We start from the raw sequence: 16,763 nt of genomic DNA on the forward strand, positions 1-16,763 counted from the left end.
CTATTTGAAAAACCCTTTCGACTAAAAGACCATATCAACCAAAAGAGAAGTGCCCCTAAATTCACAACTGGTCAGACTTGTGGTTTATTTTGTTAAACCTATGGGTTATAACTATGCCCACAACACTATAAAATTGAAGGCACAGCATGACACTGATGAATGTAAGCACACAAGGTTCTGTTGCTATCTTAACTATGACAACAGCTGAAAATCGTCATAACCCTGCTTTTGCAGAGGCTTTTTTAAATTGCCTTGACGAAATCGAACGCAATCCTGAACACAAAGCACTGGTGATCACTTCAAGCAGCGAAAAATCATGGAGCTTGGGCATAGATACCGATTGGCTTATGCCGGCATTAAAAGCACAAGAATTTGCAGAAGTAAGTGGCTTTATGCACTCGATGGATGCGGTATTTAAACGCCTATTACTCTTCCCAATGCCAGTAATCGCAGCGATAAATGGCCACGCATTTGGTAATGGCGCTATTTTATCGTGCGCTTGTGATTTTAGGTTTATGCAAAGCGACCGTGGTTTCTTCTGCTTCCCCGAAGTGGACTTATCGATCCCGTTTTTACCGGGCATGCTCGCTTTCATTAAAAAAGCCATTCCAGACTATCGTTTTAACGAAATGATGCTAACTGGCCGCCGCGTTACCGCTGGCGAACTTGCCACAGATCATGTTATTGAACAAGCTTGCCCAAACAACGAAACCTTGTTGAATACCGCCCTCGAATTTGCCAGCCAGTTCGATAAAAAGCGCGCGATTTTCGCAGAGCACAAAAAGCGCCTACACAAACACATCATCGACACCATCGATACCGAAAACAAACCGATTATTGATGCCGTTCAGTTGGTTGTTTAGGAAACAAACGCTGTAACTGGGCAAAGGTGTCTTCGAGTTGAAGGCACCTAAAACCATATCATTAAAAATATAAAAACAACCAAATTAACCCAGATAAAACTCAAAAACGGTTTTAAAAAACCCAATAAAAAGAAACTAGATATTCTTTAAAAAACCTCCAAATTCACCATAAATATTACTTATTTTAATAATAAAACACCAAAAAAACTTGATCAAAAAACAAACAGCGACGACTTTTATATTTACCAATATAAAAGGAGTTATGATTATGCTTTCGAATTTAATCATTTGCACTAGAGATACCAAAAAGAAAGGTAAAAAAGAGTATTTCATTTCAGAACCTGGTGCTACTAGATATCTGGAAGTAAGCGATGGAAATTTTAATCCCCACCCTATTGAAACAGCTTTAAATAGAGGTGACTGGCTTGAAAAGGTAATTAATAGGGCAACTAATAATAGGAAAAGAGTTCACCCAAAGGGGCATCCACTTGAAGGGTATACCTACGGTGACATCCTAATATTTGTACATGGATATAATAATAGTATTAAAGATATTCTGATTCGCCATGACTTATTACAAAAGAACTTAAACAAGCTAGGGTTTAAAGGTGCGATAGTTAGTTTCGATTGGCCCAGCGCCAACGCTGCACTAAACTACTTAGAAGACCGAAGCGATGCTCTCAAAACAGCTGAGAGTTTAGTAAAAGATGGCATTATGCTTTTAGCTATGAATCAAGCTAATGAGAATAACCTGAAGTGCGATGTAGATATCCATTTGATTGGCCATAGTACTGGTGCTTATGTAATCCGAGAAGCATTCTACAAAGCAGACCAAAACAGAAAACTAGAGCGTATAAACTGGAATGTCAGCCAGGTAGCTATTATTGGTGGCGATATTTCAAGAAAATCAATGCAAAGCGATGATAAAAAATCCAGTTCTTTATTCACTCATGCGACAAGAATTACTAATTACCAAAATCCAAGAGACTCTGCTTTAAAGCTTTCAAATGTTAAACGCTTTGGTACGCAACCGCGAGTTGGCCGTGTTGGAGTACCTGATAACAGCCCTTCCAATGTAGTAAATGTTGATGTAGAGAAGCACTGGTTAACATTAGAAAAAGTTAAAAGTAGTGCTAACTGGTCACACTCTTGGCATTTCTATGATGAGTATTTTTGCGAAGACCTGCTCTTTACAATTAATGGTGACTTAGATAGACATTCAATACCAACAAGAGTTTTTGAAAATGGGAAGCTTTATCTAATAAAAAATTAAAAAGCACTTATATTTTAAACTACCTCATAACATAAGCTGCAAACTTCTTACAATTTAAAAGAGTATATAGTGGACAAGAAAAATAAAGTTTGGAATAGCCTCGAAATAGCAAAATTAATTGTTGGAATTGCCATGCCAATTTCCATAGCTTCTTTTGGAGTAATAACTAATATGACATTACAGGAAAGTAATCATAACTTTAGCTTGAATAAAATTATAATAACCAAGAGAGCAGAAATATATGAAAAAATCGGAAAAAAGCTAAACAATATATATTGCTATATTGAAGAAGTGGGCGAATATAAAGATATGACTCCAGAAACAATCTTAAAAGATCGCAGAGACTTAAATAATAAAATGCATTCACATAGAGCTTTTTGGTCACCTGAAACATTTGACTTGTACTTAAACTATATGGACAGGGAAGCTTTTGCTCTATGGCAAGGAGAAGTAACAGATGCTCGTATAAAAGATGACCCAGGACAAAAAAGGTCTCTGCCCTCTTGGCAAGAAGATTGGAATAATAGATTTACAGGGATGGAAAGTCCGACTCACAAACAATCGTATGAGTTACTTTTAAACTCCATCGCAAGTGATTTAGGAATAAATAACTCTCGTTAAAATAGTCCAACGAATCTGGCCCTTAATTTAAACACCTTAATGATAATTTAATTTCTAAATACAATAAAAAAGGCCGCTCAGAGAGCTGCCTTTTTCATATTTGGTGGAGCTGGGGGGATTTGAACCCCCGTCCGAAAAGCCTCGACCTTTGGTACTACATGCTTAGTATCGTCTTTTAGTTAACCTTATACAGCTCGGACGAACACGATCTGCAAAGGCGAGGCCGCTTAGTTTTAGCCCTTCAACCCCGGCCAGGGTTTCCGTAGCGAGTCCGTGTAGGGTGACACTTCAGAACCGGGTCCACAGACATACACCGGAGAAGTGCTAGCGGGCTATTATGCCGCTAGAGCGTAGTTATCGTCGTTTGCGATTACTTTAAATTGCGGCTTTTTTACGAGGCCAACCGCACCTCGACATGCACCTCGGGCGTCTTGAATTCCGTCGAATCCTAATCAGCCCCTGAATTTGGTATCTCATTCAGAGTGTTCAAGCAGTATAACTGAGTAGCCTATTCATACTCAAGGCATTAATCAGGAAATTTTTGCTAAGTGCCTTTGAATGCTGAATTTTCAAGCAAGAAAAATCAGTTTTTATACATATTTTTACATTTAATGCATACATTATCTTAACATAGTACAAAAGTTGTGCTGAAATAGGAAACGTTGTTACCCTTCTTCAAAATAACCTGTAACAACACATAACTATAATAACAGGCAGTTTTTTACAGGGCTTTTCAGATGTCGATGTTTTCATTCGATGAACAAAGTGGCTATGTCTCTTTGTGTGAGCATCCTCGGGATGCGGGTTTTCCCACTACAAGTTCTCAGTTAATTGAACTACTTGAGCAGTCTCCTTATGCCTGCTACGAATATATTGATGCCAATATCGGTAAGTTATTTATACCTAGCAGCCAATATCAAAGCCAATCTTTAGTGGTTGCTAAAGCGGTTGATGCTCACCTCGAAGTAAAGGTCGATGCTAAAAACATGGTGGTTGAAGCAAGCCTAACAACGGCCCGTGGCGGTAAGATTGTCAGCATGGATATGGCGCAAGAAGTGCTTGCAGAGGCGGGCGTGATTAAAGGCATTAGTTTACGAGCCCTTGATACCTTTTTAGGCCAACAATTTAAGCAACCACCCGGCGCCCATTACACCGCAATTGTTGCCCATGGCAGAATGCCTAAAGAAGGCACTGATGCTAAATTTGTACGCTTATGCTCTACAGCACAAGACCGCGTTCTTAGCCCGCAAGCGACCTCTGGCGGTAAAGTCGACATGCGTAATTTAGGTGCCATTATTACCGTTAAGCCGGGTACACCATTAATGCAACGAGTTCCTGCAACACCCGGTGAAGATGGCTTTACTGTGTTTGGTGATGTGATGCCAGCTAAGCCCGGTAAAGACTTACCCCTAGAGCCATTCGAAGGAACGCGTATTGACCCTAATAATAGCGATATGTTGATTGCCGATGCGAAGGGGGTGCCTGTTGCCCTACCCCGCGGTATGCGCGTTGACGACGTATTGTGTTTTCATCATGTAGATGTGAGTACGGGCCATGTCGAATTTGATGGCAGTGTTATTATTAGTGGTGATGTAAAAGATGGTATGCGCGTCAAAGCCACGGGTGATATCACTGTATTAGGCTTTGTTGAATCAGCCACAATTGAAAGTAAAAGTGAAGTCACCGTCATGCTTGGGGCTGTTGGCAGAAAACGTGAAAACGTCGAAAACTTTACCTGTAACATCACGGCTTCGCGCACTATCTCAGTGGGTTATGCTCAGTACTGCCATATAAAAACAGAGCAAGATTTATTCATTGAACGCCAAGCTTTACATTGTGATTTAAGCGCTCGCCGCCTTATTCGAGTCGGCAAAGCCAATAACCCGCGAGGCAAAATTATTGGTGGCAATATTTTAGATGCGATGCGAATTGAAACTGGCGAGCTTGGTGCGCCATCAGGCACTAAAACACGGGTTTTCATTGCTCAGTACTGGCATGATTTACGCCAAAAGCAGCAGCAAATTAATGACTTTGAAAAGTTATTAGCGACAAAAGCAGCTGCCTTACAACAAGCTCGCAAAAAGGCCAATAAAATACCCGACCCAGCTCAACGGGCGCATTATATTAAAAAGATCACTGCCAGCGAACAGCAGATTAAAATTAAAACGGCCAATACTAGGAAAAAGAAACACTTAGTGAAAATTAAGATTGCGCGCTTATTGGCAACAAGCCGCTTAAAAGTGAATGAATTAATGCATCCAGGGGTGGAGCTTAAGATAGCGCAAGAGAGTAAACAGTTTTCACGTATTTACCCTCCTAACATGGTGCGTTTTTTTGAAGGTAAGATCACTCAGTCGTTTTAACGGCTGAGTCTTGCTCTTCTTCACTTGCTTCAGTTTCAGGCAATGGCCAACCGCCGAGTTGTTGCCAGCGATTAACGATTAAACAAAACAGTTCTGCTGTGCGTTCGGTATCATAAAGTGCTGAGTGAGCTTGTTTATTATCAAACTCAATACCTGCCGCCCTACACGCTTTAGCTAATACTGTTTGCCCTAGTGCAAGACCTGCCAATGATGTGGTATCAAAGCTAACAAATGGGTGAAATGGCGTGCGCTTAATTTTACAACGCTCAATGGCGGCATTTAAAAAGCCGTGATCAAACGCTGCATTATGTGCTACTACCACTGAACGCTGACAACCCGCTGCTTTTTGTGCCTTGCGCACAACTTTACAGATTTCTTTAATCGCTTCTTCTTCAGGCACTGCACCACGCAGCGCAGAGAATGGATCAATACCATTAAACTCAATGGCCGCTTGTTCAATATTCGCGCCTTCAAATGGCTCAACATGAAAATGCACAGTATGATCAATACTTAACACGCCGTCGTCATCCATTTTAAGGACAGATGCAGCGATTTCTAATAACGCATCGGTCTCTTTGTTAAAACCTGCGGTTTCAACATCAATCACAACAGGAAAAAAGCCACGAAAGCGTTTTGCGAAAAGAGTTTGTTCAGTATTTTCCATAGTCTTCTTGGTTTGCCAGTGTAAGCTGGCTATTATGTCAAAAACCACGGCTACTCTGCTAGAGTAAATAGTGTGAAATCGCAGATTCTTACTGAGTTTTTAGGCACATTACTTGCTTTATATTAATCAGCTAGCCCTGTGTTTAGTATGCTGATGCAATTAAACACAAAAATTGCCAATTATTTGGCATTGATGATTTGTTGGAGAATTACCGTGATGAAGCTTTCATTACTTCCTTTAAGCCTAGGCCTATTAACCTCAGTTGCAAGTATAAATGCGCATGCAGCCATGCGTGAGTATACCGCTAATGCTGATATGTCGAACTGGCAAATGGTTAAAACATCTCGCTTAGAATGCCAATTAAATCATGAAGTTCCTTACTATGGTGAAGCAATTTTCAGCACCACTGCCAGTAAAAATAAAGACGTAAACTTTAACCTTGATATGGTCGTACGCCCAGACAACTACAGTATTGCTGGTCTAAAAGCCGTACCACCTAGTTGGCGTGCAGGTATGCCTGCTCGAGACTTAGCGAATATGAAACTATTACGCAAATTTGACGGCGAGCTTGGCAACAAAACTGCTTGGGAAATGCTCACCGAACTTGAAAAAGGTTACCAACCGACATTTTATTACCAAGACTGGCAAAACAGTGCCGATAAAATTGCCGTTGGTTTATCGAGTGTCAACTTTAAGCAAGCTTATTGGGCGTTTTTACAGTGCCGAGATGCAATGCTGCCTTACAGCTTTGAAGATATTTCGTTCACAGTGATGAACTATGAGCCTAATACCAGCAAGCTGACTAAATCATCACAAAAACGCTTAGATAAAATTGGCGAATACTTAAAGTACGACACAAATATCGAATCTATTTCAATATCTTCTTACACCGACAGCTACGGTGGTCGCTGGAACAACCTCGAATTATCAAAAAAACGCGCTAAAGCGATTAAGGATTACATTGTTAGCTTAGGGGTCGATGAAAGCAAAGTAGATACCGATGGTTACGGTGAAAAGCGCCATGTTGCTAGCAACGACAACATTTTAGACCGAAACAAAAACCGTCGTTTAGTCATTCAAATTGCAAAAATGTAGCCGCTGCAGCGGCTACTAACCTTAACTCATTTCTACCGACTTCACGCCTTTAAAGCGCTTTAGCCACTTATCGCCAAACTGAAAAAATGCGAGGCTAATCATAATGATGGTCGCGTCAACAATCAGTGCTTGGTCAATGGGCTCATCATTAAGTAAACCACCAATCGCGATTGCAAAACTTGGTGTGATCAGGGTTGTTAATGCGACCGTGCTGGCGTTCAACTGTTGCAATACATGAAAATACGCCAGCGCACCAATTAATGAACCAAACACGCCTAAGTAAACAATTGAGTACAGTGATTTTGCACTCCACATCTGGCTATTAAGTTGGCCATCTACAAGCAACCAAGTAATAAAAAACAGTGGGGTTACAAAAACCAACGCACCAAATGTGGTGGCCATTGGATGAATAGCAATTCTTACCCGTTTGATCATCACACCGCTCAAACTAAAAAAGCACACCGCCATAAATACATATAACAGACCACTAAGCTGCTCTACCCCACCTTGAATATGGCGTTGGCTTACTAAAAATAAACCGATTAAAGCACAGCCAAGTGCGCCAAGCTTAATGGCGCTAAACTTAGGTTCATTCAAGATCTTTTGCGCAAGTAAGCCCGATAAAATTGGCGCAAGGCCAAACATCAATGATATTAACCCTGAAGGCACTGTTTTAGCAGCCATGTAGCTTAATAACATGCCGCCAAAAATACCTATGCTTGAATAGCCATAAAGGAATAAAGCACGGCGATGCCATGGCACTCGGATATTGGCAACAGCAACGACAAACGAAGCCAACACCAGCCCCACCAGCATGCGTAAAAACACAGCCAGAGTCGGCGCTACCGTTTCACTACTCCAAACAATACCCAGTGGTGTTGTTGACCAAATCACCACCATTAAAAAATATGAGGCTTTAACAGGCACAAGCTTATTCCTTTAAAAAGGCGAAAAAAGCGGAAGAGAATTTAAAAGGGAAATAACCAACCGCTTAGAACGCGGTTAGTAAAACTTACTTAATTAACCGCAGCACATAACAGACCATACGACTGATGAGGTCAGGCGCATACAATTGTTTGTTGGTCGTTGGTTTAGCTGCATCATGGTATTTAATAAAGTAAGTTGAAGAAGCTTAAGAATCCGCCTAAATGGTGATTTTGTCAACACGAATACTCATGCTATTTGGCAAAAAGTTATTTGCTGATTTCAACAGCCTGTTTGCACATGTAAATCATAGGTTACATTTAATTTCTTTGATTTATAACAAAACTATTTAAGTTTTGTTAAACAAGTTATATCTTGCTTGCCTCTCACGAAGTTTAAGGGGCAAAAAGTGCTTAAAAATAAAACAATAGGTAGCATGTTAATTGTTGCTGGCACCACCATAGGTGCAGGGATGCTGGCATTGCCTATCGCCTCCGCAGGGCTTGGTTTCACAACAGCGTTATCACTAATCTTTTTAACTTGGGTTTTAATGACCTACACAGCATTGCTGATGCTAGAGCTCCATCAATATGCCGACAGAGATGCAACCCTCAATACGTTAGCTAAGTCATGGTTGGGTAAACGTGGGCAATGGGTCGCTAACTTTTCGGTGATGTTTTTGTTTTACGCATTATGCGCTGCCTATATCGCAGGTGGCGGTGCGCAATTACAAGAAAAGCTCAACAATGGTTTATCGCTTTCTTTAGCGCCGCAAGTTGGCTCAGTTATTCTGGCTGTTGTGATTGGTACTGTGGTGACACTAGGTACTAGCAAAGTCGATAAACTTAACCGCGTACTGTTCACCATTAAAGTGTGTGTATTAGCCAGCTTATTTTATATGCTGACGCCTTATGTTCACGGTCAACACTTACTTGAAATGCCGATTGAACAAGGTCTAATTTTATCTGCAATCCCAGTGGTGTTTACCTCATTTGGTTTTCATGGCTCTATTCCATCGATTGTGAAATACGTGGGTTTAGATATCAAAACACTTCGTAAAGTAATGGTGGCAGGTGCGGCACTACCTTTAGTCATTTACATTTTTTGGCAGTTACTTAGCCAAGGCATAATGAGTCAAAACGACTTATTGCAAAGCCAAGGCTTACCTGGATTTGTAAGCAGTGTTGCTAGCATTGCTCACAGCCCACATGTTGCTACTGCTGTGAACATTTTTGCTGATTTAGCGTTAGCCACATCTTTCTTAGGGGTGAGTTTAGGTTTATTCGACTTTTTTGCTGATGCATTCAAAAAAGGTGATGGCAGTAAAGATCGAATCAAAACAGCCTTGATCACCTTTATTCCACCGCTAGGCTTTGCGCTATTCTATCCACAAGGGTTTATTATGGCACTTGGCTACGCCGCCATTGCGCTGGTTATTTTAGCGGTGTTTTTACCGGTTGCTATGGTCTATAAGCAACGAAGCAGCAATCCTGATGCAGGTTACCAAGTTAAAGGTGGTAATATTGGCTTAGCACTGGCCGCCCTGTTTGGTGTGCTTATTATTAGTGCTCAAGGTTTACAAATGGCGGGGCTTATTCCAGCGATTGGTTAAACAGCTCATCAAAAAAAGCACCCGAGGGTGCTTTTTTGTGTCTGGTTTAAAGCTTAATTAAAACACCATTGCTTTACCACGGCCAGATGCTTCAGAGGCTGCATCTAATTTACCGTCTTTATTGATGATCACATGCATATCACCAAAATGGCGTTCATCAAGTGTATAACCCATCTTCTCAAGCGCTTTAACAACCTTTGGTTCAAGACCTGTGTGGTATCTAATCACATTTTTAGGCCATAGCTGGTGATGAAAACGTGGGCTGTCTACCACTTGCTCTGCAGTCATATCAAATTCAACCGCATTTAAAATAGACTCATACACAGAGCTAATAATCGTGGTGCCACCCGGAGAGCCAGTTACCATTTTAACTTTATTATCCTGAAGTAGAATGGTCGGTGTCATTGAGCTCAACATACGTTTATGAGGTTGAATTTCGTTAGCTTTACCACCAATTGCACCAAATACATTCATCACACCTGGCTTGGCACTAAAGTCATCCATTTCATCATTCAAAATAAATCCTGCGCCCGATACAACCACGCCACTGCCAAAGCTTAAGTTGATGGTCGTGGTATTAGCAACGGCATTACCCCACTTATCTAGAATAGAAAAATGCGTTGTTTGCTCACTTTCGTGTAAACCTGGTTTGATGTTCTCGGTAGTTGAAATGGCATCTGGATGGATTGTACTTGCACGCTTGGCGAGATAATCATCTGCAAGTAGAGCTGTTTTTGGCACCTCATAAAAATCTGGGTCGCCTAAATATTCTGCTCTGTCGGCAAATACGCGTTTACCTACTTCAGCCAAAATATGAACATAGGTGGTCGAGTTGTGCTCAAGCTTTCCTTCTGGCTTTGCCAAGTCGTACATTTTTAGCCATTGTAAAATAGCAATACCACCTGAACTTGGCGGTGGCGATGTGAGCACTTCGTAACCGCGCCAATTACCTTTAATCGGTGTACGCGATTTAGCTTGATAAGCTTTTAAGTCTTGCTCAGTAATAATACCGCCGTGTTGCTTCATAAACGTCGCAATGATCTTCGCTGTCTCACCTTCGTAGAAACCTGCTTTACCTTGATCACGAATACGTTTTAGTGTGGCGGCAAGTTCCGGCTGTTTAAATACCTTATTTGCTTTGGCATCAGCAAAGTAATCGGCAAAGTTAATGTTTACCGATTTTTTGGCCATTCGCGCAATGTAACGCTCGATACTTGCGGCTAGCTTAGGATGCACAATAAAGCCCTGCTCGGCTAATTTAACCGCAGGCTCTAGCAGTGTTTTCCACTCTAAGCTTCCGTGCTTTTGATGGGCAAGCCACATACCAGCAACACTGCCCGGAACTCCACTTGCGTGAATACCGTACACAGACATGTTATCAATAACATCGCCTTTATCATCAAGATACATATCGCGATGAGCCGCAGCAGGGGCTGTTTCGCGGTAATCAATAAAGTCACCTTTGCCATCTTTTTGGATCAGCATAAAACCGCCGCCACCAATGTTTCCGGCTTCTGGTAAAGTAACAGCTAATACAAACTGTGCCGCAATTGCCGCATCAACGGCGTTACCGCCTTGCTCTAAAATAGCGCGCGCCGTATCACTGCTGTAACTATCTGACATCGCGACAGCTGCTTGCTTTGCAAAGCTTGACGGATGAAAGAATATAGCGGTAACGATCAACAGATGTGCCGCGTATTTGACTAAATTTGCCATGGTACTTCCTTTTTCTTGATGTTATTTTGACCATTTAGACATGCGAAACCCTTAAGGTCAATTAGTTACGATTAACTTAGCTAAGCTGCTCTTTAGGACATGAATAAAGTACTGCAGGTAATTCACCTTGCTCATCTTTATGGATATAGTTTTTTACAAACTTAAGGCCTAGTTTTTCCATCACCTTTATTGAGCCTAGGTTATCTTGAAGTGCTGTGGCACTGAGCGACTTTATTTCTTCTGGCTCGCTTACGGCTTTAGCAATGGCAAGTGCTGCCTCAGACGCATAGCCTTTGCCCCAGCTCATTTTTTTAAAGCGCCAGCCAATTTCTAAATCACTAAAATCAGGCTGTTCAAAAAAGCCCATAGGCCTGACTAATACCCAACCAATAAATTCATTGCTCTCGATGATGTTTACTTGCCAAAGCCCCCACCCTTTTTGCTCATTTTTATAGGCATTCAAGCGTGGAATAAACACCTCTTTAATGGTCTGCATACTGGATACTTTGCCACGAGTTAAGTGTTTCATTACCTCAGGGTCGTTATCGAGCTCATAAAGTAGCTCGGCATCATTTTCATCCATTAACCGAAAACTTAATCGTGCTGTTCTAGCTATATTCATTTTTTATTGCTTATACTGCTTAAGAGTTGATTAACCATTAGAGAAAAATATGAACAAATTAGCAAGCTTAGTTTTATTAGGCTGTATTGCCTTAACAGGTTGTGATGACGCAGAGCAAGCCAAAAAAGATGCCAGCGAAGCAAAAGAGGAAGTAAAGCAAGCCCTAAATGATGCTTGGAGCGACGTAAAAGACGCCACCAATGAGTTTAATGACGACTCACTGCAAGAGTTACTCGAAGAGAGTAAAAAGATGGGATTAAGCATGTATGACGACGGTAAAGAAATTGCCTTAGATGCATGGATTGAGAGTAAAGAAGCGGCTGGTGAGCTGTCTGAAAAAACCAAGCAAAAAGCAAAAGAACTGGCTGAAGAATTAAGAGAAGCGCGCGAAAAGCGAGAACAAGAGAAAAATAATTAAAAAGAAAGGGCAAGTATTTACTTGCCCTTTTTTGTTAGTAATTAAAGCTCAAATTCTTTTTTGAATTTTAAGCCAAATTCACTGCGGTCATTGCTGCGCATTACGCCAACAAAACCAGATTGTTGTAAGCGACCTACATCGTATACTTCGTTTAACACGTTCTCACCGTAAAGAGTCACTTCAAAGTCACCGTTCGGGTTTAAGTAAGAAATGTTGAAGCCCACTAATTCACGAGAGTCAATATGTTCACTTTGGTTGTAAACCGACTGACCTTGCATATCGCTGCGGTATGAATAGTTAGCGTTTACTGCCACTGTGCCACCGTTACTTAAATCAATGAAATAAGAAGGTGCGACCATCACAGTCCAACGTGGTGTTAGTGCTGGTGAGTCACCTTTACCAATACCTAATACACCGTCATCTACTTCTGTGATTTCTGAATCTAGGTAACCAATTGCGCTACGTAGCGTAAAGTCATCAGTAAATGCAATTGTTGTCTCAAGCTCGATACCTTGTGCTTTAGATTCACCGGCATTTTCTACGATAGTAACAAAACCGCCACCTGCAGTTGGATCTGAGAATGGTAATGCCAGGTCTGTGTAGTCAGTAACAAACACAGCAAGCATCATAGATACATCTTCATGTACTTGACCTTTTAGGCCAAGCTCATAGTTAATTGCTTTTGTTTCATCGAAAGAAACAAATTGATCAGGACCACCAAATGGACGCGGAGGGAAACCACCTGTTTGATAACCTTTTTGGATTTGGCCATACACGTTCATGTTATTGCTAAGCTGGTAAGACGCATTTAAATCCCATGTTACTGCATCAAAATCAGCACTTACGTATTTACGTGTCGCAAACGTTGGGAATAAGGCATCGGCTTCTTTTTTATCTTTCGAATAACGTAGACCACCGCCTACAGTTAAATCGTCGCTTAGGTCATAGCTCGCATTGATATAAGCTGCGTATGAGTTAGTTTCTTGGTTGATATCAAAGTAACCATAATCACCAAAAGACGCTGTAGTACCATCATTCAGAAGACCATCAGGTGTATTGAATGGGCTAAATACAAACGGGCCAGAGCTTGTGAAGCCATCTTCATTAAAGAAGTATAAGCCAGACACAAAGTCCATATTATCGAAGCTACCGTTTAACTGGATTTCGAATGAATATTGATCTGCGCCGCCTTCTTCAGGGAACTCTGATAAGTTAAGGGCAACAGCATCATCATCAAGACCCCCTTCGTATTCTGAGCTACGGTAGCTGGTGATGAACTTAGCCGTATACGTATTATTGATATCCCAGTCAGCTGTTAGTGAAGTACCCCAGCCTGAATAAGCCGTCGATTCAATACCCGCTACCGTTGTTGCTAAATCATCAGGTTCGCTTGGTAACATGTCTTCTGTTAGTAGTGGGAAATCACCATTGAATGGGTCATTCGGGTCAAGTGGCGCCGTTAGTTCAATTGTGTATGGTGATTGGCCTGATTCGTTATCAACACCATCAATTGAGAACACAAAAGATAAGTCGCTGTTTGCTTGCCATTTAAGCGCCATACGACCGCTTAACTCTTGCTCTTCACCAATTTCTTTTTCTGGGTTTGCAAGGTTAATTGCTTCGCCTACACCATCGCGTTGCTTATAAGACACGCTTGCAGACATGCTTACAGTGTCAGTAAGGCTGTTATTAAAGTAAACGTCACCGGCTAAACGACCACGGCTACCTACTTTTGCATTTGTAGTTACAATGCCTTCATCACCAGGTTGCTTAGTAATAATATTTACTGCACCACCTAATGTGTTACGACCGTACAAAGTACCTTGCGGACCACGTAATACCTCTACACGCTCAACATTTGGTAATGATAAGTTAGAGCCCATTTGGCGACCAAGGTAAACACCGTCTAAGTAAACACCTACCCCCGGATCAGTTGTGATCACGTGGTCTTGTAAACCAATACCACGAATAAATACAGATGCATGGGCCGCATTACCTACACCATAACGAGTGATGTTTAGGTTAGGTACGTATTTACCGATGTCTTCAAGGTTGCTCATGTTCGCTTTATCAATCAGGTTTTCGCCGATTGATGTCACTGCTGTTGGCGACTCAAAAATGCTTTCTGTACGCTTACGCGCTGTTACTTCGATTTTTTCAAAAGCATCTTGTTTAGCAGTGGTTTTTTCTTGCTCAGCAAAGGCTGAAGTAGATAATGCAGCAACAATGGCTACAGTTAACTGTGAGAGGTGACGTAATTTCAATTAAAACTCCAAAGGATACCGTGTGTGTGTATTTTTACCCGTAAATTTCAGGCATAAAAAAAGACGCTTAGGTATAAGCATCTTTCCTCTGGAGGGGTATTATATGTTAGTTTTGTGAAAATATGTATAATTATTTTAATTTTTATCAAAAACTGTATAAATAAACCACATCACCTCCGTATTTTCGAATTATAAGCTACTAAATTCTTTGCAAATTAGTAAATAAAAATAAATGTTTAGCTCTGTATTACCGCTATAAACTTACTAGTTAACACAATTAAAATGAACAAAAAGTGAACCTTATTTTTGTTGTTTTTCAATAAAGTAGAAACAAATTTCAGAAATTTCTCAGCTTCCAAAGAGTACCTAGCTCAGGTAATGTTTAATTAAGTGCAGCCAAGTTGGCAAAAGCTAACTAAACAAAAATGTGCGCAAAATTTTCCTCTGTTGGAATTTCATTTTTTAAACGTAATAATCAGCAACACAATTTACTTGTTATCATTTATCGATAGTTTTTGGCGTGAATATGGATTTTCTTTTTAATAAAAGCGCGGCTGATTCTGTATCACCTGCTTCGACTCTTCCCTACTGTATTGCGAATGATGATAAAACTCTGCTGCTTAATTACGACTCTTTAGACACTTTAACCAACCGTGAATTAATAAGTGAATTTATGAAGGTTCATGGCTATCATCATCTGGTAATTTTTAATATGCCTGATAGAGCGGATGTGCTGCCATTAAAAGACTGGCCAAAGCTAAAAGGGTTATTTTTCAAAAACACCAAAACTGATATTTTTGAACAAGGGCTACAAGAAATTAAAAAGGGAGCCTTGTGGTTTCCAAGAACAGTAAGCGATAAATGGATGAGAGAAATGCTCGAAACTGAGCAAAAAAATCAAATTCAATCAAATAACTTAACGTTTAAAGAATCTAAAGTACTGCACTTGCTTTCTTCTGGCGCGACCTGCCCTCAAATCGCCGATACTTTATTTATTAGCGAAGCGACGGTGCGAGTTCACTTGCACAAGATTTACCAAAAAATTAATGTTAAAAACAAACAAAAAGCCTTGCAGTGGTGCGAAAGAAATATAGACAAACTCAATAAGCTTGCGGGCTAAATTGCAATTAAGTTGTAACTTGGTACAGCCTCATAATTCTGTTTCCATCCTAGCGCCTATAACATGCGCTATACAGCATTGCTCAAAGCTTTAAGTATTTTTGCAAAATAATTATTTAACTCTTTGCCTTTTGGGAAAATCGTTTTTGATTGAATAACAAACAAATAATGGTCTATGCTTTTACTTGACCACATTTTGCAAGGAGCAAACTTTGAAAGTACTCACCCCCTTACGCGCCACAATTTTAATGGCAGTCACAGCGGTCTCATTGACAGGTTGCCAGCTTACCTCAAGTGAATTACCTGCAATCAGTGATTCAGGAACAAAAAACTCAGGTCACGTTGTGTGGCATGATTTGATTACACCCAATTTGGCACAATCTCAAACATTTTATGGCAGTGTATTTGGTTGGCAGTTTCAAGCCGTTAACGATAGCTATACGCTGGCATCCTTAGACGGAAAATTAATTGCAGGCATGGCTGAACTTGATAATAAGCAAAATGCTAGCCACTGGTTGAGCCTTATCAGTAGTAAAGACATCGCTGCCGTCAGTGAAAAAACTATCAAAGCCGGAGGTAAAGTCTTAGTAAGCAGTACCGAAATTAAAGGCCGTGGCACTATTGCTGTATTAGAAGACCCCCAAGGGGCTGTTTTTTCACTGATCAATACTGTTAATGGTGACCCTGAAACGCATCAAACCGATAACGGCTGGATTTGGCAAGAAGTATGGAGTGATAACCCTGAGCAGAGCAAAGCCTTTTACCAATCACTTGGTAATTATTCAGCACAAAATAAACCGCTTAATAATGGCAATTACAGTTACTTAGCCTTAAATGGCACACCTGCGATTGGCTTTGTAAAAAAACCAGATGCCGAGATAGGCAACACATGGGTGAATTACATTAAAGTAGCCGATGTTGACGCGACCCTATTAAAAGTAACTGCCGCAGGCGGCATAGTTCTAATGGCACCAAATGACAAAGTACGAAGTGGCAGCGTCGCCATTATTCGTGATCCAGCGGGTGCTGGTATTGTAATTCAGGAGCAAATGTAATGAATAAAAAAATGATTCGCTTAGCTGCTCTTGCGGCTGCAATGTTAGCTTTAAATGCCTGCACCCCCTATGCAAGCCTAGATATTAATGCGCCATTTAAAGTAGGTCCTGTGTACGTTAACCCAAGTATTGGCATTGGCGGTACACTTTAATC

At 40.8% G+C, this 16,763-nt stretch carries 15 protein-coding genes and 1 other RNA gene; 10 read left to right on the top strand and 6 right to left on the bottom strand.

Translation table 11 applies throughout. The annotated features are described in order from the left end of the window. The first annotated feature begins 146 nt into the window (after positions 1 to 146). From AN394_RS05080 to AN394_RS05090, 3 genes are all read left to right on the top strand, one after another. Positions 147 to 863: an enoyl-CoA hydratase/isomerase family protein gene (locus AN394_RS05080; RefSeq protein ID WP_055020933.1), complete on the top strand. Its 717-nt coding sequence runs from the start codon at positions 147 to 149 to the stop codon at positions 861 to 863. A 268-nt stretch (positions 864 to 1,131) separates the two neighbouring features. Then, positions 1,132 to 2,136 carry an alpha/beta hydrolase gene (locus AN394_RS05085; protein ID WP_082422947.1) on the top strand — a complete coding sequence of 335 codons (1,005 nt, stop codon included), beginning with the start codon at positions 1,132 to 1,134 and terminating at the stop codon, positions 2,134 to 2,136. 69 nt (positions 2,137 to 2,205) lie between these two features. Further along, the gene (locus tag AN394_RS05090; RefSeq protein ID WP_055020934.1) at positions 2,206 to 2,757 is read left to right on the top strand and encodes a hypothetical protein; all 552 of its coding nucleotides are present in this window, start codon (positions 2,206 to 2,208) and stop codon (positions 2,755 to 2,757) included. Between the two features lie 101 nt (positions 2,758 to 2,858). On the opposite strand, the gene ssrA is transcribed toward AN394_RS05090, so the two are convergent. Beyond that, positions 2,859 to 3,217, bottom strand: a transfer-messenger RNA (tmRNA) gene (gene ssrA, locus AN394_RS21615). 277 nt (positions 3,218 to 3,494) lie between these two features. Here ssrA and AN394_RS05095 point away from each other — a divergent pair. Continuing rightward, on the top strand, positions 3,495 to 5,120 hold the full coding sequence (locus AN394_RS05095; RefSeq protein WP_055020935.1) for a FapA family protein: 1,626 nt from the start codon (positions 3,495 to 3,497) through the stop codon (positions 5,118 to 5,120). Here AN394_RS05095 and rnt read toward each other — a convergent pair. Then, complete coding sequence (gene rnt, locus AN394_RS05100) at positions 5,104 to 5,784, bottom strand: ribonuclease T (protein ID WP_054561849.1); 681 nt, start codon at positions 5,782 to 5,784, stop codon at positions 5,104 to 5,106. The two genes, AN394_RS05095 and rnt, sit on opposite strands and share 17 nt — an antisense overlap. A 216-nt stretch (positions 5,785 to 6,000) precedes the next feature. Between rnt and AN394_RS05105 the strand changes: the two genes are divergently transcribed. Beyond that, a complete protein-coding gene (locus tag AN394_RS05105) occupies positions 6,001 to 6,879 on the top strand; it encodes an OmpA family protein (RefSeq protein WP_054561850.1) in 879 nt (292 codons plus the stop codon). Positions 6,880 to 6,900: 21 nt separating this feature from the next. Here AN394_RS05105 and AN394_RS05110 read toward each other — a convergent pair whose 3' ends face one another. Then, the gene (locus AN394_RS05110) at positions 6,901 to 7,806 is read right to left on the bottom strand and encodes a DMT family transporter (protein ID WP_055020936.1); all 906 of its coding nucleotides are present in this window, start codon (positions 7,804 to 7,806) and stop codon (positions 6,901 to 6,903) included. 406 nt (positions 7,807 to 8,212) lie between these two features. Here AN394_RS05110 and AN394_RS05115 point away from each other — a divergent pair, with 406 nt between their 5' ends. Next, positions 8,213 to 9,415, top strand: a complete 1,203-nt coding sequence (locus tag AN394_RS05115; RefSeq protein WP_082422948.1) for an aromatic amino acid transport family protein — start codon at positions 8,213 to 8,215, stop codon at positions 9,413 to 9,415. 57 nt (positions 9,416 to 9,472) lie between these two features. Here the strand turns inward: AN394_RS05115 and ggt are convergent, their stop codons facing one another. Both ggt and AN394_RS05125 read right to left on the bottom strand, forming a co-directional pair. After that, positions 9,473 to 11,131 (bottom strand): gamma-glutamyltransferase, encoded by a 1,659-nt coding sequence (gene ggt / locus AN394_RS05120; protein ID WP_055020937.1) that lies wholly within the window; start codon positions 11,129 to 11,131, stop codon positions 9,473 to 9,475. Positions 11,132 to 11,207: 76 nt separating this feature from the next. Next, positions 11,208 to 11,753: a GNAT family N-acetyltransferase gene (locus tag AN394_RS05125; protein WP_055020938.1), complete on the bottom strand. Its 546-nt coding sequence runs from the start codon at positions 11,751 to 11,753 to the stop codon at positions 11,208 to 11,210. A 49-nt stretch (positions 11,754 to 11,802) separates the two neighbouring features. Between AN394_RS05125 and AN394_RS05130 the strand changes: the two genes are divergently transcribed. After that, the gene (locus tag AN394_RS05130) at positions 11,803 to 12,171 is read left to right on the top strand and encodes a hypothetical protein (RefSeq protein WP_054551695.1); all 369 of its coding nucleotides are present in this window, start codon (positions 11,803 to 11,805) and stop codon (positions 12,169 to 12,171) included. Positions 12,172 to 12,212: 41 nt separating this feature from the next. Here AN394_RS05130 and AN394_RS05135 read toward each other — a convergent pair whose 3' ends face one another. Continuing rightward, positions 12,213 to 14,435, bottom strand: coding sequence for a TonB-dependent receptor (locus AN394_RS05135; RefSeq protein ID WP_055020939.1), 2,223 nt, complete (start codon positions 14,433 to 14,435; stop codon positions 12,213 to 12,215). A gap of 526 nt (positions 14,436 to 14,961) precedes the next feature. On the opposite strand from AN394_RS05135, the gene AN394_RS05140 reads away from it, so the two are divergent. The 3 genes from AN394_RS05140 to AN394_RS22150 all read left to right on the top strand — a co-directional run bounded on the left by AN394_RS05140 (position 14,962) and on the right by AN394_RS22150 (position 16,761). Continuing rightward, complete coding sequence (locus AN394_RS05140) at positions 14,962 to 15,555, top strand: LuxR C-terminal-related transcriptional regulator (protein ID WP_055020940.1); 594 nt, start codon at positions 14,962 to 14,964, stop codon at positions 15,553 to 15,555. Positions 15,556 to 15,766: 211 nt separating this feature from the next. Next, entirely contained in the window at positions 15,767 to 16,609 is an 843-nt protein-coding gene (locus AN394_RS05145) for a VOC family protein (RefSeq protein ID WP_235576242.1), read from the top strand. After that, positions 16,609 to 16,761 (top strand): hypothetical protein, encoded by a 153-nt coding sequence (locus tag AN394_RS22150; RefSeq protein ID WP_167350228.1) that lies wholly within the window; start codon positions 16,609 to 16,611, stop codon positions 16,759 to 16,761. Before AN394_RS05145 ends, AN394_RS22150 begins: the two co-directional genes overlap by 1 nt. The last annotated feature ends 2 nt before the right edge of the window (positions 16,762 to 16,763 follow it).

Origin of the sequence: Pseudoalteromonas sp. P1-26, assembly GCF_001401795.1 — a bacterium.
Lineage (GTDB): Bacteria > Pseudomonadota > Gammaproteobacteria > Enterobacterales > Alteromonadaceae > Pseudoalteromonas.